Origin of the sequence: Hafnia sp. HMSC23F03, assembly GCF_001816025.1 — a bacterium.
Taxonomy (GTDB): domain Bacteria; phylum Pseudomonadota; class Gammaproteobacteria; order Enterobacterales; family Enterobacteriaceae; genus Hafnia; species Hafnia paralvei.
Genome location: NZ_KV824230.1, coordinates 1 through 21,542, shown reverse-complemented (window position 1 = coordinate 21,542; position 21,542 = coordinate 1). Strand labels below are relative to the sequence as shown.

At 41.3% G+C, this 21,542-nt stretch carries 21 protein-coding genes and 2 pseudogenes; 1 reads left to right on the top strand and 22 read right to left on the bottom strand.

The window, feature by feature from the left end:
- Nucleotides 1-9: 9 nt before the first annotated feature.
- The 22 genes and pseudogenes from HMPREF3091_RS11205 to HMPREF3091_RS11095 form a co-directional block, all read right to left on the bottom strand.
- A complete protein-coding gene (locus tag HMPREF3091_RS11205) occupies nt 10-513 on the bottom strand; it encodes a hypothetical protein (protein WP_070715913.1) in 504 nt (167 codons plus the stop codon).
- Nucleotides 510-1,913: a type II and III secretion system protein family protein gene (locus tag HMPREF3091_RS11200; protein ID WP_070715911.1), complete on the bottom strand. Its 1,404-nt coding sequence runs from the start codon at nt 1,911-1,913 to the stop codon at nt 510-512. Before HMPREF3091_RS11200 ends, HMPREF3091_RS11205 begins: the two co-directional genes overlap by 4 nt.
- Nucleotides 1,910-2,731 (bottom strand): SAF domain-containing protein, encoded by an 822-nt coding sequence (locus tag HMPREF3091_RS11195; RefSeq protein WP_083321421.1) that lies wholly within the window; start codon nt 2,729-2,731, stop codon nt 1,910-1,912. Before HMPREF3091_RS11195 ends, HMPREF3091_RS11200 begins: the two co-directional genes overlap by 4 nt.
- A 19-nt stretch (nt 2,732-2,750) precedes the next feature.
- Nucleotides 2,751-3,251, bottom strand: coding sequence for an A24 family peptidase (locus tag HMPREF3091_RS11190; RefSeq protein WP_083321420.1), 501 nt, complete (start codon nt 3,249-3,251; stop codon nt 2,751-2,753).
- A gap of 62 nt (nt 3,252-3,313) precedes the next feature.
- Nucleotides 3,314-3,550 carry a Flp family type IVb pilin gene (locus HMPREF3091_RS11185; RefSeq protein WP_035502407.1) on the bottom strand — a complete coding sequence of 79 codons (237 nt, stop codon included), beginning with the start codon at nt 3,548-3,550 and terminating at the stop codon, nt 3,314-3,316.
- A gap of 175 nt (nt 3,551-3,725) precedes the next feature.
- Nucleotides 3,726-4,316 (bottom strand): winged helix-turn-helix domain-containing protein, encoded by a 591-nt coding sequence (locus HMPREF3091_RS11180; protein ID WP_070715907.1) that lies wholly within the window; start codon nt 4,314-4,316, stop codon nt 3,726-3,728.
- Between the two features lie 785 nt (nt 4,317-5,101).
- Nucleotides 5,102-5,395 carry a FaeA/PapI family transcriptional regulator gene (locus tag HMPREF3091_RS11175; protein WP_004090518.1) on the bottom strand — a complete coding sequence of 98 codons (294 nt, stop codon included), beginning with the start codon at nt 5,393-5,395 and terminating at the stop codon, nt 5,102-5,104.
- A gap of 114 nt (nt 5,396-5,509) precedes the next feature.
- Nucleotides 5,510-5,764, bottom strand: a complete 255-nt coding sequence (locus HMPREF3091_RS11170; RefSeq protein ID WP_008813204.1) for a helix-turn-helix domain-containing protein — start codon at nt 5,762-5,764, stop codon at nt 5,510-5,512.
- Between the two features lie 61 nt (nt 5,765-5,825).
- Nucleotides 5,826-6,925, bottom strand: a pseudogene (locus HMPREF3091_RS22905) (acyltransferase family protein).
- A gap of 107 nt (nt 6,926-7,032) precedes the next feature.
- Entirely contained in the window at nt 7,033-9,024 is a 1,992-nt protein-coding gene (locus tag HMPREF3091_RS11155) for an autotransporter outer membrane beta-barrel domain-containing protein (protein ID WP_070715903.1), read from the bottom strand.
- Between the two features lie 54 nt (nt 9,025-9,078).
- Nucleotides 9,079-11,094, bottom strand: coding sequence for an autotransporter outer membrane beta-barrel domain-containing protein (locus HMPREF3091_RS11150; protein ID WP_004090527.1), 2,016 nt, complete (start codon nt 11,092-11,094; stop codon nt 9,079-9,081).
- Nucleotides 11,095-11,181: 87 nt separating this feature from the next.
- Nucleotides 11,182-12,243, bottom strand: coding sequence for a sugar phosphate nucleotidyltransferase (locus tag HMPREF3091_RS11145; RefSeq protein WP_070715901.1), 1,062 nt, complete (start codon nt 12,241-12,243; stop codon nt 11,182-11,184).
- Complete coding sequence (locus HMPREF3091_RS11140) at nt 12,240-12,878, bottom strand: HAD family hydrolase (RefSeq protein ID WP_004090531.1); 639 nt, start codon at nt 12,876-12,878, stop codon at nt 12,240-12,242. The genes HMPREF3091_RS11145 and HMPREF3091_RS11140 overlap by 4 nt, the downstream gene beginning before the upstream one ends.
- Nucleotides 12,868-13,506 (bottom strand): PI-PLC domain-containing protein, encoded by a 639-nt coding sequence (locus tag HMPREF3091_RS11135; protein ID WP_070715898.1) that lies wholly within the window; start codon nt 13,504-13,506, stop codon nt 12,868-12,870. Before HMPREF3091_RS11135 ends, HMPREF3091_RS11140 begins: the two co-directional genes overlap by 11 nt.
- Nucleotides 13,507-13,512: 6 nt before the next feature.
- On the bottom strand, nt 13,513-14,250 hold the full coding sequence (locus HMPREF3091_RS11130; protein ID WP_004090536.1) for an ABC transporter ATP-binding protein: 738 nt from the start codon (nt 14,248-14,250) through the stop codon (nt 13,513-13,515).
- Nucleotides 14,247-15,062, bottom strand: coding sequence for an ABC transporter permease (locus HMPREF3091_RS11125; RefSeq protein WP_070715896.1), 816 nt, complete (start codon nt 15,060-15,062; stop codon nt 14,247-14,249). The genes HMPREF3091_RS11130 and HMPREF3091_RS11125 overlap by 4 nt, the downstream gene beginning before the upstream one ends.
- Nucleotides 15,063-15,064: 2 nt before the next feature.
- On the bottom strand, nt 15,065-16,081 hold the full coding sequence (locus tag HMPREF3091_RS11120) for a WavE lipopolysaccharide synthesis family protein (protein WP_070715892.1): 1,017 nt from the start codon (nt 16,079-16,081) through the stop codon (nt 15,065-15,067).
- Nucleotides 16,082-16,582 (bottom strand): hypothetical protein, encoded by a 501-nt coding sequence (locus HMPREF3091_RS11115; RefSeq protein ID WP_004090545.1) that lies wholly within the window; start codon nt 16,580-16,582, stop codon nt 16,082-16,084.
- A 10-nt stretch (nt 16,583-16,592) separates the two neighbouring features.
- On the bottom strand, nt 16,593-18,332 hold the full coding sequence (locus tag HMPREF3091_RS11110; protein WP_070715891.1) for a hypothetical protein: 1,740 nt from the start codon (nt 18,330-18,332) through the stop codon (nt 16,593-16,595).
- Between the two features lie 35 nt (nt 18,333-18,367).
- Nucleotides 18,368-19,123, bottom strand: a complete 756-nt coding sequence (locus HMPREF3091_RS11105; RefSeq protein WP_004090549.1) for a glycosyltransferase family 2 protein — start codon at nt 19,121-19,123, stop codon at nt 18,368-18,370.
- Nucleotides 19,117-19,452, bottom strand: a complete 336-nt coding sequence (locus HMPREF3091_RS11100; protein ID WP_070715889.1) for a cupin domain-containing protein — start codon at nt 19,450-19,452, stop codon at nt 19,117-19,119. The genes HMPREF3091_RS11105 and HMPREF3091_RS11100 overlap by 7 nt, the downstream gene beginning before the upstream one ends.
- 83 nt (nt 19,453-19,535) lie before the next feature.
- Nucleotides 19,536-19,997: a transcription termination/antitermination NusG family protein gene (locus HMPREF3091_RS11095; protein ID WP_070715887.1), complete on the bottom strand. Its 462-nt coding sequence runs from the start codon at nt 19,995-19,997 to the stop codon at nt 19,536-19,538.
- Between the two features lie 866 nt (nt 19,998-20,863).
- Between HMPREF3091_RS11095 and HMPREF3091_RS11090 the strand changes: the two are divergent.
- Nucleotides 20,864-21,542 (top strand): annotated as a pseudogene (locus tag HMPREF3091_RS11090) (hypothetical protein); the annotation flags it as partial.

Here is a 21,542-nt window from a genome sequence, read left to right as displayed (position 1 = left end):
TGCTCGTCCTCAGAAATAATATTTATATGGACTAACTAACGAAGAACCGAGATTATTATTCAGTGCACATCCCGTATCGTCATAAAGGCTAAACTTATAATTCTGCGCCAGATAACGACACTCGGGTAATTGCAGCACTATTTTCTGGACATGAGCCTGAATACCTGACGCTTGCTGTGTTCTATAACCACCGCCGGTATACGCAAGTGTGATACGCTCAGGCACAATACCCTTGGTAATTAACTCATGTCTTATCTGTTTCGCTGTTGCTGAAAAACTATCATCGAACCATTCAAGACGAATGTAGCCATTGAATCCACCGCTAGCCTGACTCAATATTTTTCCGATACCAATTTCTTTTGAAATTTGATCGCTTGAAGCAATCTCAATGATCTGTTCTGTTATTTGCGGAGAACCCTGTTTCTCCAACTGGCTTGCCAAGCTTTGGGATGTGGTTAGCAGCAGCGATACCGCTAATAATGGCGTGATAATTCGTAGTTTTGAGAGCATCATTTAATAAATCCTCCCTGCTCTACAAATTCCTGAGCCAGTTTTCTGTCTCGCAAATTGCTGATGGCATCAAAATTTAAAAAACGGCTCAGCGTAGACGTTCGTTGAAAATCAGGCATCACGATGTCGCGCATGGTGACCGGCTTAACCAGATTCACTGTCGCCACGACCACCAACTCGCCGCGTGAACGCTCAGTTTTAGCATTTCTAAATAGCGCCCCAAGAATAGGGACATCGCCGATGAACGGCAGACGAGAAAGCTCTTCGCGCTCGTTATTGCTAATCAGGCCACCTAAGAGGAAGCTTTCACCATCTGCCAACTCAACGGTGGTTTTTGCTCGTCGAGTCTGGAAGGCTGGGAATGAATCGCCCGCGTTAGTGCTATAGGTACTATCGACATTGCTGACCTCTTCGCCCAAAGTAACGCGTATCCGCTTATTGCTGCTGACTTTAGCGCCTACATTCAGCTTGATCCCAAAGTCCTTGTACTGAACGTTAGAGCCGTTTGCTGAGCTTGTAACCACAGGGACTTCGCCGCCGACCAAAAATTCTGCAGATTCGCCCGATAGCACCGACAAATTCGGTTCCGCCAATACGCGCGCTACCGAATCATTGCTGATGGCGTGTACCAATGAACTGAGCGTATCAGCGTTAAATTTCACAAAGCGGAAAGTACCTGGCGTGATATTCCCGCCGCTACCGCTAATGGTGCCCCAATCAATCCCTACGTTATCGCTGAAAGTCTTCGTGACCTCAACAACAGAGAGTTTCACGTTAACCTGATTTGTCATCGGCAGCTTTAACTGATTGATGACCTCTTGATAGACCACTTCATCCAACCAAGAATTACTATTCTCACCGTTTCCACCACTCCCTCCATTCGTGCTGGCCACATCCTTCTTATTGGTGGTGCGTGTCGCACCGACGCCCTCACCAACAATCTGATAAACACGATCGCGGTCTTCTTCTGTCGCGACATTGCCGCTGAGAATATACGTCTTCCCCATTTTCTGCAGGGTGATCTGACTGTCAGGAACTAAACTAGCCACCTGTTTTTGCACCGAACTTAAAATCGGATCGACGACAAGCGTCGTTTTTACTAGCTGGTCACCATTCTTGTCGAATGCAATAAGATCGGTCTTGCCTTCACTCTTGGCATACACCATCACTCCGCGTTCACCGATAATTTCATAATCGGCAACCTTGGGAGCAGAAATGAAAATAGTGTCAATATTTCCATTCACTTGAATAACCTGAGATTCACCCGCCTCCATATAAAGCTCCTGAGCACGGGTATGCCCTGAAAAAAACAATCCAGCGAGACTAAGCAACCATAACGCTCCGATGCCGGCACGTCCTGTTTTGCTATGTGTTTTACGCTGCTCCGTTAAGCTAAAACTCACTCTCCACCTCTCAACTCTTTAACTGAATTAAACTGGGGTAAAACCTCATCCATTCTTATTTTCTGGTTACTCTCATCCTCATATTCGTCAAAGGGGAATAACAACAACTCACCGGCTTTCTCAACCACCTTAAGTTCGGCAAGTTGTTGGCTATCCAGTCGCAATACGATCGTTCCCACGAAATCTTCATTGCTATAGGATTTCGTTTTTTCTTTAGGGATTTTTTTTATATCAACAATAGAGAGCGGCCCCATCACTCGACTAATCGCATATCTTTTCATATTGGCATCAGGAATATTGCTACCTTCCGTCACCAGTCCAACGTTGTTTTTTTTACTTTTATCAACCTCAATCAAACGAAGATAGAGAGAAACCTCATCACCAATTGATAGCGATGAAAGAAGATACTCATCTTCTGGCTTAACCTTATAAGAGTAAGGTGTCTCATTGCTTCTCAATGAATGAGCAGCAAATGTCGAGCTACTCGGCGACTCAACCATATGAGGTAAAATAAAGCTGCCATTGGAAATATTGTGCCTCACTAAGTATCCCTGAAGATCTCCGTTATCTAATGAGGAAATATCACGACGATCTTTTATATCTTGGGCAACCTCAATAGAGGTTAGTGTGTAATCATCACGTTTTAAGATGTCATAAGGTTTTAGTTCTCTCACTGCCTTAGCCACTGTAATCGTGTTTACGGCGGTAACAGCATTTTGTTTAACTTCATTTTCCGGCGCTTTCTTTTGAACAAAAATGCCAGCAATACCGACGGCAATAACAACAATTGAAAGAAAAAAAAGCATTCGATGATTCATTGAGATGTCCTAAGTTATATTAATAAAACAAAGATGGCAGCGGATAAACAAAAATAAATGCCAAAGAAATGGCGACACCATAGGGAACGCCGTGACTACGCAAGTTATTACGAAAAAAAACAAGACCAAAGATAGCAATAATGCCACCTAGAAAAGCGGTCAAAAAAAGAAAGTCGTAAAATAGTGCGCCTTGGAATGCTAGGGCTAATATGGCAACCAGCTTAGCATCGCCTCCGCCCCATAAGCGTGCAACAAAAAGCAGGAAGCCCCCCATCAAGGTCAGAATGGCAAACATGACGTTCGGCCATTGCTGTTGTAGTAAAATAAGTGGAATTAAAGACACGAACAGCAGTAGCAGACTAGAATGAGTGATTTTTCTAAAGAAAATATCCTGCCACATGATAAAAACCAGAATGATACATGTAACAATAAAATTAAGTTTAATCATCCAAGTCATAACTTTGCTCGTTAAATTTATTATGGGAATTAGCGACAAAAATGCAGCAAGAATATCATCCATGATGTTCTTGCTGCTAAACAGAGAGTCTTATAAAAAACGCGTTCTAACTGACGATGGCAGCCTTAAGGCGCGGTTTTACTGATAGTGACGCTTTTGATTGCTTCAGCAATTTTATCAAATGCCTCTTTCAGTGCTCCCAAGAAACCAGAATTCTGGTCACCCAAAATGAATGCCAACAGAGTAGCCATTGCCACACCAATTAATGCATATTCAATCGCAGTAACACCGCGTTGGTCTTTACCAAACTCATGAAAGCGAACATGAGCAGCCACATAACATTTAGTTAAAAAGTTATTCATTATTTTTCCTTGTGAATGAATATCCATCCATTGTGATGGACATATTGATTACTATCTTACTTAGCCGATTCCCCAAAGGTTACGACCCAATCATTAGATAATATTCCACCTTTATAGTCCTCATTGAGGTCACATTTGTTTTTATAATTTGTTAATGATAGAAAACATAGGCCAATCACTTAGCCAAAAAGAAAATAACAATCACGATCAGCGTTGATATCCAGCACACCGCGAGCAGCGCCAATACCGAGATAAAAATATTCCAGCGGCGAGAGTGATACCATTCTTTGCCTGTTCCAGAAGGCTCAGAATGGGTCGGATAACCCACGCTGTCCAACGGTGATATCAGCTCTTCGGTAAAACCTGTGGCTGTCGCCAGTGGCATCACATTAATTCGATTTTCAGTGGCAAGGTCAGGTTTCGATTTATTTTCACGTAGCACGCTCCCCATGTATTTGACGCCTTTCCTCGGAATTGTTTTTATCAACGAACTCGAAAGCCCTATCTGATCAAAGGACTTTCTCAGCATATAGATTTGGCCATAATAACTGCTATCGCTTACAGATCCCCGCTGCTCATGCCAAACCTGATTGATAATATTTTGTTTGTCCGTTTCTCCTTCTAACAAAAGAAGTAAAAATCGATAACTATTTTCAGGCAGGTTAATGACTGTTCCAAAATCATTTATGAGGCAACGCTTCTCAGGCTCAAACCGGATACCATCCCCAAGGATGAATATCGAATCATCCTTACTTACATCATTCATTAGTCGTAAGCTCCAGTGTGACTTTAATCTTCACCATTATTAGCTTTTACTGTCAAAAATAGAATCTCAATATTCTCATCGATCTTATTGGATGCCGTAATTAAGGGCGAAGTATACAAGAGAGATATTGCCTAAGAAACCCCACAAACCTCATTTAATCTCATTCATGAAAAATAAGAATAATATACTAAAACATACACTAATATATCTTTTAATAAAGAATGTAAGATCGCGAGCCGAATAAAAGAAGAATTAATCATTATCCTAAAGAGATAATCCCCATGAATAAACCAGACTTGATAAAAAATATAATCACTATAAACTCAGATATATCGTATAAGTTTAACCAAATCGCCCGATTAGAATATGTGGTACCTCGGCCTCATTAAGAAAATACCCAATTAGTTTATCAAGACTGATAATAAGAAAAAACTTAATCCACTGAGAATAATCGTTGGTTAGTAAGAGTTATTGAAAGTAATAAACATAGGCGTGTATGTATGAAGAGTTTTCGCTCGGGATTATGCCATGATGTGGGGTGTTGCACATCGTAGTTTTAGGGAAAACCCATGAATGATAGGGCTGCCGTGAAAGCAAAAAAAAAGCTGCAAACTTAAAGTTTGCAGCTTTTACACTTGTTAAATTGGTTTTAAGGTGACGCGACGATGACATCGCGAGCAATAATGCAGCCCGCATAAGCGAGCTAGCACTCCTGAGATAACAACGCTATAGCAAGATTCGCGAGTTGCTATCTCATTTTGTATAGAAAGGATTGCGGGAAAACCTCAATGCTCAGATTCCTCCTTCACATACCAACGTAGAGAGTTAAGAAGTGATTTAGGTGATTTGATCACTTTCCCCTCCTCAACTAACTGTAAAAGAATGGCACGAGTCGTATAAATACTCACACCGCAGCTATCAGATAGCTCCCTCGTTTTTGGCCAATGCTCTGGTTCAGGTAGATAACCTTTTCCTCCTTGAACTGATGCTCTATTTTTGCAAAGGCGATGTAGAGTTTTCAAAATTTCCTGCTTTTTTAGCTGGCGTGGTAACTTCTCGCTTCTCATAGTACCTCCCATTAGGTAAATCCATGCCTAAAATACCGGCTGACGGTATTCCTTTACATGGCATTGCTGTGGCATAAAAACACAAATCGTCTGACTCTTTTTAATTTATGTGGTTTGGCGCGCGGGTTATTCGTCCTTAGTGCTGCTAATTACCTTTCTGATAAATTGAACATCGTTACTCACACCTAATTTTTCATAGGCGCTGCATTTTTGAGCACTGATGGTTTTGATACTTCTATTGAGGATCTTAGTGATTGTGGTTGTGGTGATACCTTTCATTATCAGATAAACCACATAGCGTTCCCGCTCGGTTAAAGCAGCTTCCGCACTGAGCCTATTAAAGTTGTCCGCTAATTTACTCGATATATCATGAGAGTCCATACTACCTCCGTATAAAGCAGGTGTTTTATTCATTCACTCAGTTAACTTTACTGTGTGTTCATTATTTTTTACGAATAGATATGCTAAGAACTTTCTCTTTAATATAAGTAGAGAGTTTGTTCTCAATATAGATGTAAGATAAGTAAGACAGAAGATAAGTTATAATTAATGTAATAACTAGTAGATCAAATCGATGGTTAAAAGTATCAAAATAGTTATCAGAATTGATACTCTTTAATACGTATATTGAAGAAAACATTACAGCCATATGTAATAGATACATTGAGTAAGATATTTCTCCGGTGAACATCAACCATGATGGGAAACGGCGTGTCCTAACTTTTTCATACTTAAGTCCCGCCAGCAGTAACATAAAGCATGCCAGGCTATATCCACCGAGGTGACCACTTTCCATTGATTGCCACGGAGAATAAAGTGTATAGCAAGTAAAACAGAAATATCCTACTGCACATAGCATAAGCGCTCGGCTGAGCCAGGTTATTTTTGAATTCATTCTAAGGTAGAGAATTGCGGCAATAATTCCCAATAAAAACTCTAGGATAATTGGATTAGTCATCATTAATCCATACTGCCAAATGAATGCGCCATGCCCCTCTCTAGGCGTTATGGCGCCCCACCAGTAGGGCGAACTGAGCAGCGCGGCAAATAATAAAAATAGTACTGACCAACGGTAATGACGCAACAGCAGCACAAGAGCAACCATTAGATAAAAAAAAACTCATAGTTCAACGTCCAACCACTCTCGACCAAGGCATACCCGAACGCAGGCGCTACGCCCCCGTTTAATGGGATAAACATCAGTGATTTCAACGTATTTAATAACAAACTTTCATTAGGTAATCCCATAACCCAATAAGTTAAAAAATAAGCTATGGTCACAAGATAATAGGTCGGAATAATACGACTAGCACGCTTGGTGAGATAAATAAAACTGTCATGTAATCCACCGCGAAAATTACGCGCTGTGATATAAGCTAGAAAACCACTAATCATAAAAAACAGGTCGACACCGAAATAACCATGTCTTAAAAACGTCTGATCCAATGGAGATATAAACCAACTGTAGTGATAAAGCACAACGGAAAGTGCCGCCACTCCTCTAAACGCCTGAATGACGTCAATATTTTTTCTTTCCTGCATATCATTATCCATACTGCAAACATATAAATAGCTGCGTAAACTGCCTACGGCGTAGAGAACCGTAGGCAGCAATTACGCATCAAGTATTGCGAGCCTAATATTACGCATCAAAACGAAGCTGAAAGTCCTAAGGTATAACTGAACATATCATCGCGATTTTGATTACTGTACGAAGTAGAAATATAACCCTTGAGCGTTTTATTCAGTGGGAAGTTAGCACCGACCACTGCTTTGACTGAATCCTGACGCCCCTTATCCGTAGACGTGGTAAATGAGGTGGCCGTGCTATTAATCGCCGCAGAAACCTTACTATCTCGATCGCCTAGCTGACGTTGATAATCTACCTGTAAATAAGGTTTCACATCGTAGTAGTTCATATCAAAACGCCAGCCTACACTACCCGTTTGCAACGTCTTATTTTGATCAGAAAAGTGCATGGACGTACTACGATTGCCGCTTTCACGGTAGCCATCAACATGAACTTTGTCCCAGGAATATCCCAGTACCGGTCCCGTCGTGAGCCAAGAAGACACGGGAATGTCCCAGCCAGCACCAATGCGCCCGCCATACTGGCGCGCTTTGGTATCGCCGCTTTCGGTTCGATTAGAGAGGCCTAGCGTGATTTGGCGTTCGATATTTTCGAGGTTCGCCGTGGTGTAATGCATATCGGCATTCAGCCATCCCCCCTGCGGGGCCTGCCATTGGGTAAACAGGCCATACGATATACCATGACTGTTATAGCTAAAGTTTTCCGTCGGCGTATTATGATTTAGCCCCCCCGAAATCATCACACCAGCGGTACCATACTCACTCATTTGCCACGATATACCGATGCTGCCGTTATTGGTGCTGTCATTGCTAGGGGCATTAGCAAAAGTAGAATCATTTTTACCACTGCGGCGCAAATAATGAGACGAATAGCCACCAAATACCTGTACATCATTCAACTCATGCTGATTGGTTCTTAGCGTTTGATACTGACCATCTAAAGTTGAACGCGCATCTTCCACCATACCTTCTGTAGCATGGATCAATGAACTGACGTAGAGCGGTGCGTCGAGAATAGAGACAAAATACTCAGCAATAATCTGGTGCAAGTATGGGCTAGGATGGTGTTCGTCCGAGAACATATATAGCTGACTATCGTCGTACCCGTTCATACCTGTATTGCAGTACGGGCCAAATACTTTAAAGCTACAAGGGAATCCAACCGTAGTTTTGAAACCAAATGCCTGTGGCTGCTCTAATACCTCATGAAATAACGTGGACACATCAGCTCTTACGATATTGCCATGCAGCTGACTTAGAGCCTGTTCTGTTTGCTGGTTGTTATACTCCAACATTGACGTCAGCGTATTATGCAGAAAATCATATACAGGACTTATCACTGAATCTGCCAAGCCAGGTAGCCCCAGTCCTTTAGCCATCGCATTAACAATAGCCGTTTTACGCGAGGCTTCATCAGGCGTAGAAGCATTGTTAAGCTCCTGACGAATAACTTCGAGTTGCTGATTAGAAAGTGGCAATATCGTCAACATGATGGTGGGTAAAAACGGAGTATCTGCGATATTCGGAATATTCGGTACAATAACGGTACCCGCACCGTTATCCAATAATGTTTGAGTTTGTTCCGCCACATTGCCCACGGCTCTGTCAATTTCGCCATATGGGCTAAGTGGGTTATTCATTATAGCTAACGATATATCATTTCCGCCGGTCCATAAAATGTACAAGCCATTTTTATCTGCCTTGCCATCATGGTCGGAAAGATAAGTATTAATCTGCTCCTTGGTTCCCATCCAAACTAATGGCTGGTCGACAGCAACCCCGGTGCCCTCCGTTTGAGACCCCGAAATTGCATAATTTCCTCCACCTTGTGTAAACGGTTTAAAGTCAATTCCCATCATTTTTGCAATCTGCTGGTTATACAACAGACTGGTTTGATTATTCGCGACAAACTTATAGGTACTGCCAAAACTTCCCGTGTCAGTGAGACTATCACCAAAAGTATATAAATTATCAAATCGGCCATTTGCATTAGCACCAAATGCCGTTGCCGAAATGAGCGAGGCCAATAATGCTAACCTATGTGGTTGCATAATTCATTTCCTATTTTATTAATGAAAGAGTAGAAATCTAAAATAAGCTTATATTTAGAATATATAGTTAACACCCAAGGAATAATTCACTTCATCACTGCTATTATTACCGCCGTTATAATTAACCACACCGAACAATCCCAACTTGTCAGTTAATTTAGCTGAAGCACCTAATTTAGCATTTACCCATTCTTTTTGTATCTCTGCGCCCTGACGCGTAAATGAAGTGGCCGTGCTATTCACTGCGCCAGCGACGCTAATGGGATCATCATTAAAGTTGCGATGATAGCTAACTTCAAAATAAGGATTCACCGGTAAGGTTCGCGTATCTATTCTCCATCCCGCGCTCACCACGTTTAACTCATGACGCTGATCGCCGAAATGCATAGAAGTACTGTTATTACCCCGTTCGCGATAGCCATCAACCTTATATTTATCATAGCTATAACCCATTACTGGCCCCGTGGTCAGGTAGTCGGTCACGCTATAGTCATAACCAAGATTCAGCGCAACACCGAAGCTGCTCGCCTGCGTGGAGCCTTTTTCGGTACGTACTGCTTTGCCCAATTGGATTTTACGACTAATGCCATTCAGGTCCATATCGCCAAAGCTGGTATCAACGTTACCCCATAGCCCATTATCAGCCGTAGCCTGCATAAATAACGACATGACCTTGCCGTTGTAATCATACTTATAGTGATCGCTGACTTTGAAATCGCCAGCACCTGCACTCATCATCCCGCCAACGGCTAACCACGGTGCTGCTTGAATAGAAAAACCGATATTGCCGCTATTGCTAGTATCTCGACCGTCTAAATCGCTATTACTGTTCTTAGCATGACGATATTTACCGCTATAACCACCAAATACGCTGACCTTTTCCTCTGTAGGATTGGTACGTAAACTTTGTAGTTGCCCCTCTAAAAATGCGCGGTGTTCATCGTTAGCACTTTCCAATGCTTTAGATAGCGTAGTGGCATAATACGGAGCATCAATAACCGACATAATATATTGTGCAATGACGGCGTGCGCTTCTGGGCTTGGGTGGAACCAATCGGAAAACATATAAACCTGATCGTCATGGAAGCTGGCGCTGGTTTCCTTACATTGCGGAGCACCTACCCCAATTTGGCAAACGGGAGCAAGCACATTATCAAAGCCATATTCCTTGCTCGAGGTAATAATCTCGTCAAATAGCTTCCCTACATCAGCACGAACGATATTTCCATTCAACTGCGCTAACCCCTGCTCAGTGCTGTAGTTAAACTGATCGGTTAGCGTATTTTCCATATTCAGAATCATTTCATACACTTTTTCTGTCGCCTGTCGTGGTAACAGAACACCATTCTCAGCTAATACCTGCTCAAGAGAATCAATAACGAACTGCTGGCGCTGAGCTTCGCTATCCACAGGGCCTTTACTGCGTAAAGCGGTATCAAGTTGCTTATACAGACGAGGAAGATCCAGCACATTCTGACCTAAAATAGTCTGCGCGAAGCTAAATAACGCGGTGGCTGTCCAAGGTGTTAACCCAGCTCTTGGCAGTGTTGGAACAATCACATAGCCAGCTCCAGCGTCTAGCAGCATTTGAGTCTGAGCAACCACTGCGTCAGGTGCTGAAGAAAGCAAATAATCATTGCCCGTGCTAAATAAACCACCAAAGTTTAATTTAGCAATCGACTGTTCCACGTCATAGGAAATATCATTTGCCCCGATCCATAACATATACAGACCATTTTTATCCGCCACACCGCCGTTCTGAGACAGATAGTAGTTAATTTGTAGATCGGTACGCAGCAAGCCACTTGCATAGTTATCTGCCGTTGCGCCTGCCTCTGCGTAGTTATTACCACCGAAGGTATAAGGTGCGTGGTTATCGCTAGCGTAATGTTCAGCTAAAATTTCGTTGTAAAGTTTACTGTCTGACCCTGCAATAAATCGGCTCTGTGAGCCAATAAAACCACCATCGCTAAGGCTATCTCCAAATGTATAAAAACTATCAAATGCCTGAGCATGGGCAGAAGCCAATATAGACATGGCCAGTGTTGAATAACACAATACTTTTTTCATTGAAAGACTCTTTAAATGAATAGAAAGAGTGAACGAGAGATTAGTCACGTTCATACGCATAAATTTAAGATATTAATAAAACAAAACTTAATACAAGTAGGTTCTTACCGAGGTAATTTTATTTCTCGAATTCCACTCAACCACATCAACCCCTTTTTTCGACATATTTCTCAAATTAAGTACATATTCGATGATAGAGGCATTATCGTTTGAGTAAATACGCTGGGCGTCAATTCTTGTATCCGAATGGATATCAAGACGTTCTTTATAAAACTCTTTTAGGTTTGCCTTACCCATCATCTTCGTAGCAGCGTCAGCAAGAATGACATCCTCATGGCACATGTCGGAAAGCTTATTTGTTGCATGATGATTGAGACATTGAATGTATTGCACTGCAAGATGGCGCAGATATTCATTGCTATTGAAACGTGATGAAAAAGATTTTATTGCATGGTTATCATAAAAATTGTAATAACCATTGTCGGCCAGAGGTCGTGTCACCACCGAAAGTCCATTAAGAACCAATTCGTTGAGACAGCTGGAGATGTAGTATTCACCGTTGATGACCGCGCCTTTTTTAATCACGCTTTTCGCAGCTTCGATGAAAATACTTCCCTTTCTAAAGTAAAAAAAACCTGCAATAGCATCACGACTAATGGCTTTCTTCTCCGCAGACTCAACGACTTTACCCTCACGATCTTTCTTCACGTAGGCCCATTTAGGATGCAACGACTCAAATGTGAGTACCCCAGCGTCCGCCTTACGCTCACGAAAATCGTTGATGATCTCCTGTGCATTGTCATTAATGAAATGATCCGCGGAAGCAATAATTAACTCATTCTCCGCATCGAAATTATCAATAGAGAGTAAGCAGCTACACAGCGAACCTTGAGTTTCTCCATGCAGAGGAATAACGGTTCCTTTTCCATCGGTCACAATATTCACGATAGCGGAAAGGCCTAGACTTTTATCTTGTTCTACCGGCAGCAAAAAAAGTCGCTGTGCTTCTTCTTCCAGTGAGCGATAAATATCCTGTGAATATTCGAAGAGTGTTTTCTTGTTCACTTCATTAAGCAGTTTGGGATATGAAAATTCAGCAGACATTTCATACAGCGAAGCTCCGCCCATCGGCGTAATGATGGTGATCATTTTGCTGTCTCCTCAATATGAGCAATAAAACGCGAGATATTGTCGTAGTTAACGTCGTGAACCGTATCGACCTCTAATACATGGGCACCACTGGCCTTAGCTGCACGAATGCCATTTTCATTATCTTCAACAATGACGCATTCATCTGGTCGAAAGCCAAGTTGGCTAATGGCTTTATTATAGATTTCCGGATTCGGCTTTCCTTTAACAACATCTTGGTTAGAGAGAAAGAACTCTAGGTGTTGAATCAGGTTCGCTTTAGAGAGCATCACCTGAATAGTATTACGGATTGAATTAGAGGCCACCGCCAGATGGTATCCATCACGTTTTAGCTGTGAGAGCGCAAACTCATGGTTAAACATTGGATTACAAAAGTTATACACCATCTCCATGGTATATTGCTGCTTCATTTCATTAATGAAAGTGTGCAATTCACGTGATAATCCTTTTTCGTTAGACAGCATCTCCAGCTTATCTTTAGTCGGTAAACCATCAAACTTAGTGAGATGATCCTGATGGCTGATGGGCATGCCAAATAACTGAAGAATCTTGTTTAGCGCTTCATAATGCCAATCCTTGGCATCAATCAATACGCCATCCATATCAAAAATCACTGCCTTTATTTTATTCGCCATAAAATATCTCCTTGGCGTCATCGGGAAAATCGGTACATAACATCAAATGCTTCGAGTTAAGTATTAATGGATCAAATGTCTTCATCAGATTCCACTCCTCTTGCGGGGATCTTTTATGCAATTCCGAGGATACAGAGCAAACGTTGAATCCTCGTCCAATGTAATTTCTGATCGTATCTTCATTAACTAAACTGCGCTGAAATCCATCCAACCAAATGCCTTTAGACTTTAATGCCAACGCACTTTCTTGCTCATACTCACTAATACGGAAATAAACCTCAACACCACAACGGTTGTATTCCATCATGTCTGGAATCGACATATCAAAGCAGAAATAGTTGGTTAACCCCCACTCCTCTACATACTGTTTAATCCTTGGCGCCAGCCCGTCTGATTTGATATTCAATGCTAAAGGTAACTTATTATCATAATATGCATGCAACTTTAGAAAATCTCTGAATGACATGCAGTCAGCATCAGGAATATCATGACTAATTACCAGTTCGCCATGGTAATCTCTGATGTCCGTTTCTGTTCCATATCCTAAAGAAAATGAACGTTTAAACGCTTCATAAGTATTCTTCTCACTAGCGTGCTTCCAATATCCACGATGTGAAATAATCTGCATTTCTTGTTACCTATTAATGATATTTTTATATACGCTTAATGCGCTTTCGGTAGAACCGTTATAGACCAGCTTGCCATGATCCATAACCAAGCAGCGAGTACATAACGCCTTAATTTGGTTCTCATCATGGCTAACTAAAACAATGGTTTTCCCTTTTAACTTGATCTGTTTTATTTTCTCGATGCACTTAGCTTGAAATTGAGAATCGCCGACGGCTAATGCTTCGTCGATAACCAAAATATCAGAATCTAAATGCACACCAATCGCAAAGGCCAAGCGTAAATACATACCCGAAGAGTAAAATTTCACAGGGACATCAATGAAATCGCCAATTTCAGAGAAAGCAATAATATCATCCATCTTTTTTTTCACTTCATCGTGCGACATACCTAAGATGGCGCCTGACAAATAGATATTTTCGCTTCCAGTTAACTCATGATGAAATCCGGTTCCCACTTCAAGCAAACAGGAATATGAGCCGTTAACCTTAATGCGACCTGACGACGGTAAAATAATCTGTGTAAGAAGTTTTAATAGTGTAGACTTCCCCGCGCCATTATGACCCACGATCGCTACTGACTCACCTTTAGCAATAGAGAAACTGATATCATTTGCAGCGATAAAGTTCTCTTTATCATGATTTAACGGATTTCTTTGTTTAGAAAAAGAGAAAATTTCTCTCAGGGTTTTATTATGTACTGCCTTCGAAGAGTAAATTTTGCTAACTGCACTAAAATGTATCATTCCAAATCAACCACTTTTCTTTCATTAACTAAAAAGTATATTGTTCCGACAATAGTGATAGTTGCAGCGATTGAAAGGTAATACCCCATGGAAGGCTTTATTCCTCCATTCAGAAATGCATAGCGTCCCAATGAAATAATCCCAGACAGCGGATTCATTTCATACCATCGCTTCATTTGCTCTGGAACAATCGATTGTGTATAAACAATCGGAGAGGCATAAAACAGCATTTGCATCGCAAGAGGAACAATATGCTTAAAGTCTTTATGTTTAACCTTCAAAATTGCCATAAAACAACCCAATCCCCACGCCAGTAACAGCGTTATCATCACGCATAGAGGGAAATAAACCAGCATTGTGACAACATCAAATCGTATTCCCATATAGTAAAGTATCGGGATAAAAAAGATGACGGAGATAAAGAAGTCGATTAGCGATACTGTCATACTCACCAAACTCAATATCAGTCTTGGAAAATATATTTTCTTTATTATCCCCATATTATTTATCAGTGAATCACTCACCGAATTCATACAGCCAGAAAAAAGATTCCAAAGCAGAATGCCAACCATCAAAACTGCAGCATAAGGCGCCTGGTATTCGGGTGTAGGTAGCTTAACCAAAATACCAAATACAAAAAAGTAGAGCAGTATACTGACTAGCGGGTTGATGACAGCCCAAATAAACCCTAGGGCGGTTTGCTTGTATCTCACAGTAAAATCTCTTTTGACCAATTGCCAAATGAGATATTTTGCTGAAATTATTTCTGATAGGCGCGTAATGCTATACGGGGTAGAGACAAATCCTTTCATTACTAGCACCTTTTACTAAATAATTTTATTGCCATATGTCGAACGTAGGGGATTTTAAGCAGCGAAGTTCTGATATAAAAATACCCTTTCATCATTTGAGTAATCAATACATGAACTCTATCGCTAGCACTCAACGGAATTTTTACTCCGAATAGATACAGGTTATAAAGCTTGAGCCAGTCAGAATACCGATAAATGCTATGCAGCCCCTTCGAAGCATATACGTCTTTATGTTTACTCCACTCAAAACCCAACTGCTCCGCGGTGTAAGGAATATAGTTTGATACATAGTATCGTTCAGAATCTGATACTAGTTCGCTGGTTCTTTCTGCATTTCCGCTGAATACCATGCGTCCCGTTTTCTCTTTTATGCAGTTCACCCAAATATACTGCTCTGGTGCAAAATTCATAACGCTAAAGAAAAATTTAGAGGCGCATATTTTAAACAAGTCGCTATTCGCCAAATCAATATCGAATAAACGCAGTAGATCCTGCTTGTAGCCGATCAACATAATATCACCGGGGTGAAAGAGATAAGGTAAATAGCCGCGTGCATCACGTGCAAATAAATTGCAGTTGATGACTCTGCGATCAAATATGCTATAACCCTCTTCACGTTTTAAGTTGTCGTCTTGCTGAAGATGTTTCTCGATGAGTTGAATGGCATCATCGTTGATCAAGCACGAATCCGAACGAATTTTAATCACAATAGAATTGCGAGCCTCACTAATACCGGCTAAGGAAGAGACTATCATCCGGTTAATATTACTCTTCAGCTTTGCATCTCCATCATCGAAACTGATAGAACCAGGGTCTGGGCTATACACTAAGCGTACATCCCATTCCTTCACTGCGCTCTCCAACTGCCTAATCAAATCTGGTTTTACTGCCCAGGTTGAAATGATAATTTCTGACAGAGGATAACTACTGCGCGTTATTGCGAGATTATCAATCAGTGATTGCTGAAGTATTCCATCACAGAAGAAAGGTCCCTGAATAACTATGCTCAGGTTTTTCATTTATTCCTCTTTGCTTCCAAGAAAAGTTTTGCCTAGCCAGCCATATAATTTCAGCAGTGACTCCGTTTTCTTAACGCCAAGATAACCCATGCAAATATTTTTTAAAATTGCCCCCCGCTCTCCTAAATGGGCAACGCGTGTATAGCTATTGCTCATATTGAAAAATGACCAGAGTTCATTTCTGTAATCGTCGTGCTTAGCCGATACGATGAAAATATCGACATCAAACTGTTCATTCTTCTTACTGAGAATAAGCATTTTGACTAAAGTGATAAGGTGTTCTCGATAAATATCATATTCTTTGTTATTACTCACTTTTACAAAGACCAGATAATGGCTGCCGGTCAAATCTAAATCGAAATTTTTGGTTAACTCCAAATCAAACCCCATATTTACAACAATATAAGGTTTTGATAAAAGCATGGGTATTTTGGTCAGTGTACTATTGTTACGCCATAACCCATACTCTTCTTCAGTAACACCTTCAACACTTAAATTCATTTCTTGTTCCTCAGCGTAAGTATGGTGTGCTGATACTTAGCAACTTGGCTATCTCGCTCACTTTCATCGGTAAATGAGTTCCCTTATAAAAATGTTTAAGATAGAAGGCCGAGATCCATGTACAAAGCGCTGTGGTACTATTTTTCTTAATAAACCAATCCGTTTTCTTACGGTAGAATGGTGAATAAACATACGAATGGAACAGTTGGTTGTTCAGAATAAAGCTGCCTACCAACACCCCTTTTTTCGTGTCGGGACTTGCGGAGGAAAATATAATTCTGACAACTTTAATGAGTTCATTGGGTGCCATTTCTTCGCATAAAATATTGCGGCTAAAATCGTCGATAAACTCTGAAACACACGAAAGCTGTACCGTGACCTCTTTCATTACTGCTTTAATCAGTAAATAGCGCCCCATTCCGCTCATTTTTGCCGACGTCACTTTGAGTAAAGTTTGCTTCGTCACACCGTATTTCTTAGCGAACGCATACATCCGCTTACGTGCATCTTCATCAGAGATACGGAATAGAGGCTTACGGCCAACAAACGGTAAAAGCTCCATCAATGAGCGACTCATTTGCTCTTTGCCACGATAGTCTCGAATGCTGACGTAGCCATAATAGTGGATCACCGAGCGCGCATTCATACTTTGCGTAATCGTGTGCGGATTGATAATCGACGGAATGCCTGCGGCGCTAGCCCTTATTCCATGCTCAATATCTTCATAGTCGTTCCAGTACAATGCTTCATTCTGGGGACAAAATTGCCAGAGTGATTTTTTTGCAATGTACAGGCTACCCGTTAAATAGTCGTGACCAAACTGAGAGCGAGCCGGATGCTGATAGCAATAGAATAGCTTACTGATCAGCGGAATATCTTTTTTGCTGACATGATGAATGTCTAACTCTCGCGTTAAATCTTGCTCAATGGAGTTGAAATCAGAATATTTACGCGGAATAAGATTATGTCTATCAACAAAGTAGAAAGACTGTAGGCCCGTAAGTGGATAGTGATCGCCAAACGCTACCATCGCAGACCAAAAATTGCTGGGCAACAAGACACGGTCATGAATGATGCATAGATTTTCATAGCGTGCTTCCTGCGCCAAGACATTTTTCTTGCGCGTGATATGTACCGGTGGTGCAGGTATATCAGTACCCACAATACGTACCTTATCGAAATACTTGAAATCTGGATGAGGCATTCCGCATAGCAAGATTTCTTTTTGCGGTACATCCAGCTCCAGGATGCGTTCCACACAAGCATTTAAGAACGTTGGTTCATCTGGTCCAACAGGAATACAGAAACTCCATTGATCCAACCCTTGCTCTTTTTCGACCGGCAGCAGTTGTACTTTTTCATAAACATCAAATTCTGACTCACCCGTCTCAATCCGCTGGAAAGCGTCATGATAGTAAGCGCGTTCTAGCATACTTTCAGTGGCAATCGCCTCTTTGATGTAGAGGTATTGGCCAACTTTCAGTTGATGTGCAATGTCCCACAAAAGATGGGCGTACAAAGCTGAATCATTTTGTACGTTAATCAGTGCCACATCACCGTCAAACTCATTCATAAATCGTGACGTACCATTCACGATGAATTTGCGCGTACTGATATTGCCTTCAACCGGTGAAAAACTAATCAATATGGTATTTTTCGGCTGCCTAAACATCGTTTCATTAATGCAAAAACGACGCTTAACAAAAACGTGTTTGAGTTTTTTGTCGTGTACGTATTGGATGAGTTGCATGACTGGTCAACTTGTTCAGTATTTTGACTTAAGAATTAGAAACTGAGCGCTTTTTGGCAGACAGGAAGTGATTTAAATAGATCCAAATCTTCCGGAGTGCCGAGCCCGTACATGCCATTTGCTTCTTCACCGACATTAAATACACCGATACGCGCGCGATCACGCTCATACATATAGGTATAAACGGGGGCGACATAGAACTCACCATTAGATCGATCGTTGCAGGTAATCATGGCTTCAGCGAGTTCACAGAAATCACGTCCTGAGCGATAGTTATAAATTCCAACGGTTGCCTCATCAGAAACCACCTGTTTCTCGACTACGCGCTTAACCAGTTTTTTATTATCAAATTCTACATAAGACCACTTCGGATCATTGGCCTTCATCGTCATAATTAGGCCATCAAGATTTTGTCCATCCATAGCAGCCAAATAGCTATCAATGTTGACATCAACCCACTGATCTGAATTAGCAATCATCAGCGGATCTTTATTACAAATAAAACGTTTAGCACAAAGCACCGTACTTGCTGCTCCCTCAGTGATTCCGTCAATGGCAACCACGATGCATCCAGGCGCTAATTCCTCAAGAATCTCTTTAAGCTTGTAGGCTTTGAGGTGTTCTTTCTGGCAAATAAAAATAAACCGATGTAAACGACGAGGACGCAAATTGTTAATGACGAGCTCGATCATCCGACGATGCCCAATCTTGATTAACGGTTTGGGATCAGAATAACCTGCTAAGGCAAAACGGCTTCCACGCCCAGCCATAGGGATAACAATGTTCAGCATGCTTCATCCTCTACAATATATTTATCGTTTAACGCGCCAGGTAATTTGACGACGGTAGTCACAGTGTCTTCGATGGCATAAAAATCCGTCGCTTCGCCGGGGGCTATCTCTATAATATCGCCTGCAATATATTCCACTCCAGACATCCGAACTCGGCCTGAAACTATCACCGTAATTTCCGTTGCAATTTTGTGAAAGTGTCGGCGCTCGTGTTCTCCAGCGCGGAAATGTTGTACAGCAACTTCAACGTTTTGGGTGCGGAAAAGCGAAGGCGTAAAGTCGCCAACAAACCAGCCCCTAGTCATTGATTCAATGCGTGTTTTTTTCATAAATTTAAAGATAATTGATTGAATTTAAATATGTTATACCAAGCAATTCCGCACTCTTGCCGCAGGCTTAGTATCAACTCATGTTAGTGCCTGGTTTCATTCAATAATTCATCGAGTAGTGCAAGAAATGCATAGGTTCTTTTGATCGTATTTTCGTTGGTAATTAAAGACCTTAGCCGCTCTTTTAACTCCAAATACTTCTCGTCTTGCACCTCTGTATCCGCTGGCGCAATTTGTGTATAGGTTTGAATCATCAACGCATCAATAAGTGCCTTGGGCAACGCTCTAGGCTCATCGCCATAACGCACAAAATAGCTAACGCCTGGTGATGAATTAACACTAGATATATTTACCTTAAGCGGATCAAACTCAACAAATAGGTAAGGTTGGAACATAGGCTCTATTTTCACTCTCACGCCACCAGAGTCTTTCCTCTTCTTCTCTATCCTCATCATAGGGCAAAAAGTTCTAACACCGAGCAGCGAAAGTGTGGTTTTAGCCTGTTCTATCTTCCCGCGTTTACAGCAAACTAAATACCATCCCATCACGGTTTTGACCCTTACTTTTCAACTAAAAATTAAGCAACTAGCTATAAATCAGAAAAGCTCCGCCGTGATCTATCCATGTGGATATACCTAGATAAAATATAATTTTTCGCTGTCTATTTAGCAGAATCCATTAGGGTTAAATGCCAAATTTATACAGACAAATGCTAAGCAAAACGACTAGATTCAGAATACTACTCAGCCTTTTAGACCATGTAAACACCAAATGTCAGATCAAACAACCAATCACCAACAAACAAACAGAATTAAAAACCATGAAATCATGGTTTTTAAGAGTATTTAATTAAAATACAAGCATATTCACAAACAAAAAGATCGCCAATAGCTAATTGAGTGGTTTTTTACTTTTATTATCCAATGAATTAATAAGATTTATGGGGCACGATAAAATAATTCTTTTCCCGAGCATAGAAAATAAGCATATGTCTATAAAATCAACGTACAACCGGCCTTATTTCTCATACTAGGAAAAAGTAACCCTCAGAAATCAGTAATTTCTATAATCAGCTTTTTTCCTGAAATTAAAACCGTAAATCCACCGGTCGCTAAAAAGATGATTAGCGATACATAAATCTATATCGCGAAAAAAAAGTGTAAAAAAACGATACTTCTGTTCGTACGCAATCGGTTAAATTATCCACATAGGAAAATGTTTAGTAAATTTATAAGGTAATCTGCTACTGGTTGTCTTACGGCGGAGCTTTGCCTAAATAAAGCTAGCGTATACCCAATTATCACGATCCTGCGTACTTCTTTCGTTCTACCTCCACAACATAAACATCCAATTATTCATTTTATCCCGCTCTTATAGCGGCCTTTGGTATTTCTTTTTCGGAGTCTAGCTTATGTATAGATCGCATAACGTCTATTTATCTATTTTCGCGACTACACTGATATTTTCCCCTCATAGCGCGTTTGCCGATGAGAGCCCTTCTGCGGCCCCATTAATTTCTATTTCAGATATCGCTAAAATAGGAACCGATATCGCAACCGGCAACATACCGGGGCTGATTTCTGATGTCATAAAAATACTGCCTAGCAATATTCATCTAGGGCCTGGCTCTACATCATCAGGAACACTCACCGCCGCAATCGGCAATAAAGCCTCATCAGACGGTACACTCACTCTCGCTCTCGGAAACAAGGTCTCAACCAAAGGGGTGGCGACGATTGCTGCGGGAAGTGAGGATAATGCATCCGGCCTTTTGACGTCGGCTATTGGGATAAAAAATAACGCTGGAGGACTATTAACGTCCGCGCTAGGTATATCGAACACGAGCTCCGGCGTAGCCACTCTGGCCCTTGGTATGAATAATACGACTTCAGGATTCATGAATTCAGCCGTCGGCATAGGAAATACCGCCAAAGGCGCGTTCGGACTGGCATTGGGAAAAGATAACACTACTGATGGTGTCGCAAACATTGCGCTTGGATCGGGGAATACAGCTAAAGGCCAATTAGGCGTTGCCGTCGGCAAAAACAACACCACTGACGGCACCGCTAACCTTGCTCTCGGCTCCGGTA

What these genes read in the sequence shown, in the direction of transcription:
- HMPREF3091_RS11130 (WP_004090536.1), bottom strand. Translation starts at nt 14,250, where the DNA reads ATGATACATTTTAGTGCAGTTAGCAAAATTTACTCTTCGAAGGCAGTA.
- HMPREF3091_RS11120 (WP_070715892.1), bottom strand. Translation starts at nt 16,081, where the DNA reads ATGAAAAACCTGAGCATAGTTATTCAGGGACCTTTCTTCTGTGATGGA.
- HMPREF3091_RS11105 (WP_004090549.1), bottom strand. Translation starts at nt 19,123, where the DNA reads ATGCTGAACATTGTTATCCCTATGGCTGGGCGTGGAAGCCGTTTTGCC.
- HMPREF3091_RS11180 (WP_070715907.1), bottom strand. Translation starts at nt 4,316, where the DNA reads ATGAATGATGTAAGTAAGGATGATTCGATATTCATCCTTGGGGATGGT.
- HMPREF3091_RS11155 (WP_070715903.1), bottom strand. Translation starts at nt 9,024, where the DNA reads ATGCAACCACATAGGTTAGCATTATTGGCCTCGCTCATTTCGGCAACG.
- HMPREF3091_RS11095 (WP_070715887.1), bottom strand. Translation starts at nt 19,997, where the DNA reads ATGGGATGGTATTTAGTTTGCTGTAAACGCGGGAAGATAGAACAGGCT.
- HMPREF3091_RS11110 (WP_070715891.1), bottom strand. Translation starts at nt 18,332, where the DNA reads ATGCAACTCATCCAATACGTACACGACAAAAAACTCAAACACGTTTTT.
- HMPREF3091_RS11190 (WP_083321420.1), bottom strand. Translation starts at nt 3,251, where the DNA reads ATGGATGATATTCTTGCTGCATTTTTGTCGCTAATTCCCATAATAAAT.
- HMPREF3091_RS11125 (WP_070715896.1), bottom strand. Translation starts at nt 15,062, where the DNA reads ATGAAAGGATTTGTCTCTACCCCGTATAGCATTACGCGCCTATCAGAA.
- HMPREF3091_RS11115 (WP_004090545.1), bottom strand. Translation starts at nt 16,582, where the DNA reads ATGAATTTAAGTGTTGAAGGTGTTACTGAAGAAGAGTATGGGTTATGG.
- HMPREF3091_RS11135 (WP_070715898.1), bottom strand. Translation starts at nt 13,506, where the DNA reads ATGCAGATTATTTCACATCGTGGATATTGGAAGCACGCTAGTGAGAAG.
- HMPREF3091_RS11205 (WP_070715913.1), bottom strand. Translation starts at nt 513, where the DNA reads ATGATGCTCTCAAAACTACGAATTATCACGCCATTATTAGCGGTATCG.
- HMPREF3091_RS11100 (WP_070715889.1), bottom strand. Translation starts at nt 19,452, where the DNA reads ATGAAAAAAACACGCATTGAATCAATGACTAGGGGCTGGTTTGTTGGC.
- HMPREF3091_RS11150 (WP_004090527.1), bottom strand. Translation starts at nt 11,094, where the DNA reads ATGAAAAAAGTATTGTGTTATTCAACACTGGCCATGTCTATATTGGCT.
- HMPREF3091_RS11175 (WP_004090518.1), bottom strand. Translation starts at nt 5,395, where the DNA reads ATGGGAGGTACTATGAGAAGCGAGAAGTTACCACGCCAGCTAAAAAAG.
- HMPREF3091_RS11145 (WP_070715901.1), bottom strand. Translation starts at nt 12,243, where the DNA reads ATGATCACCATCATTACGCCGATGGGCGGAGCTTCGCTGTATGAAATG.
- HMPREF3091_RS11140 (WP_004090531.1), bottom strand. Translation starts at nt 12,878, where the DNA reads ATGGCGAATAAAATAAAGGCAGTGATTTTTGATATGGATGGCGTATTG.
- HMPREF3091_RS11185 (WP_035502407.1), bottom strand. Translation starts at nt 3,550, where the DNA reads ATGAATAACTTTTTAACTAAATGTTATGTGGCTGCTCATGTTCGCTTT.
- HMPREF3091_RS11195 (WP_083321421.1), bottom strand. Translation starts at nt 2,731, where the DNA reads ATGAATCATCGAATGCTTTTTTTTCTTTCAATTGTTGTTATTGCCGTC.
- HMPREF3091_RS11170 (WP_008813204.1), bottom strand. Translation starts at nt 5,764, where the DNA reads ATGGACTCTCATGATATATCGAGTAAATTAGCGGACAACTTTAATAGG.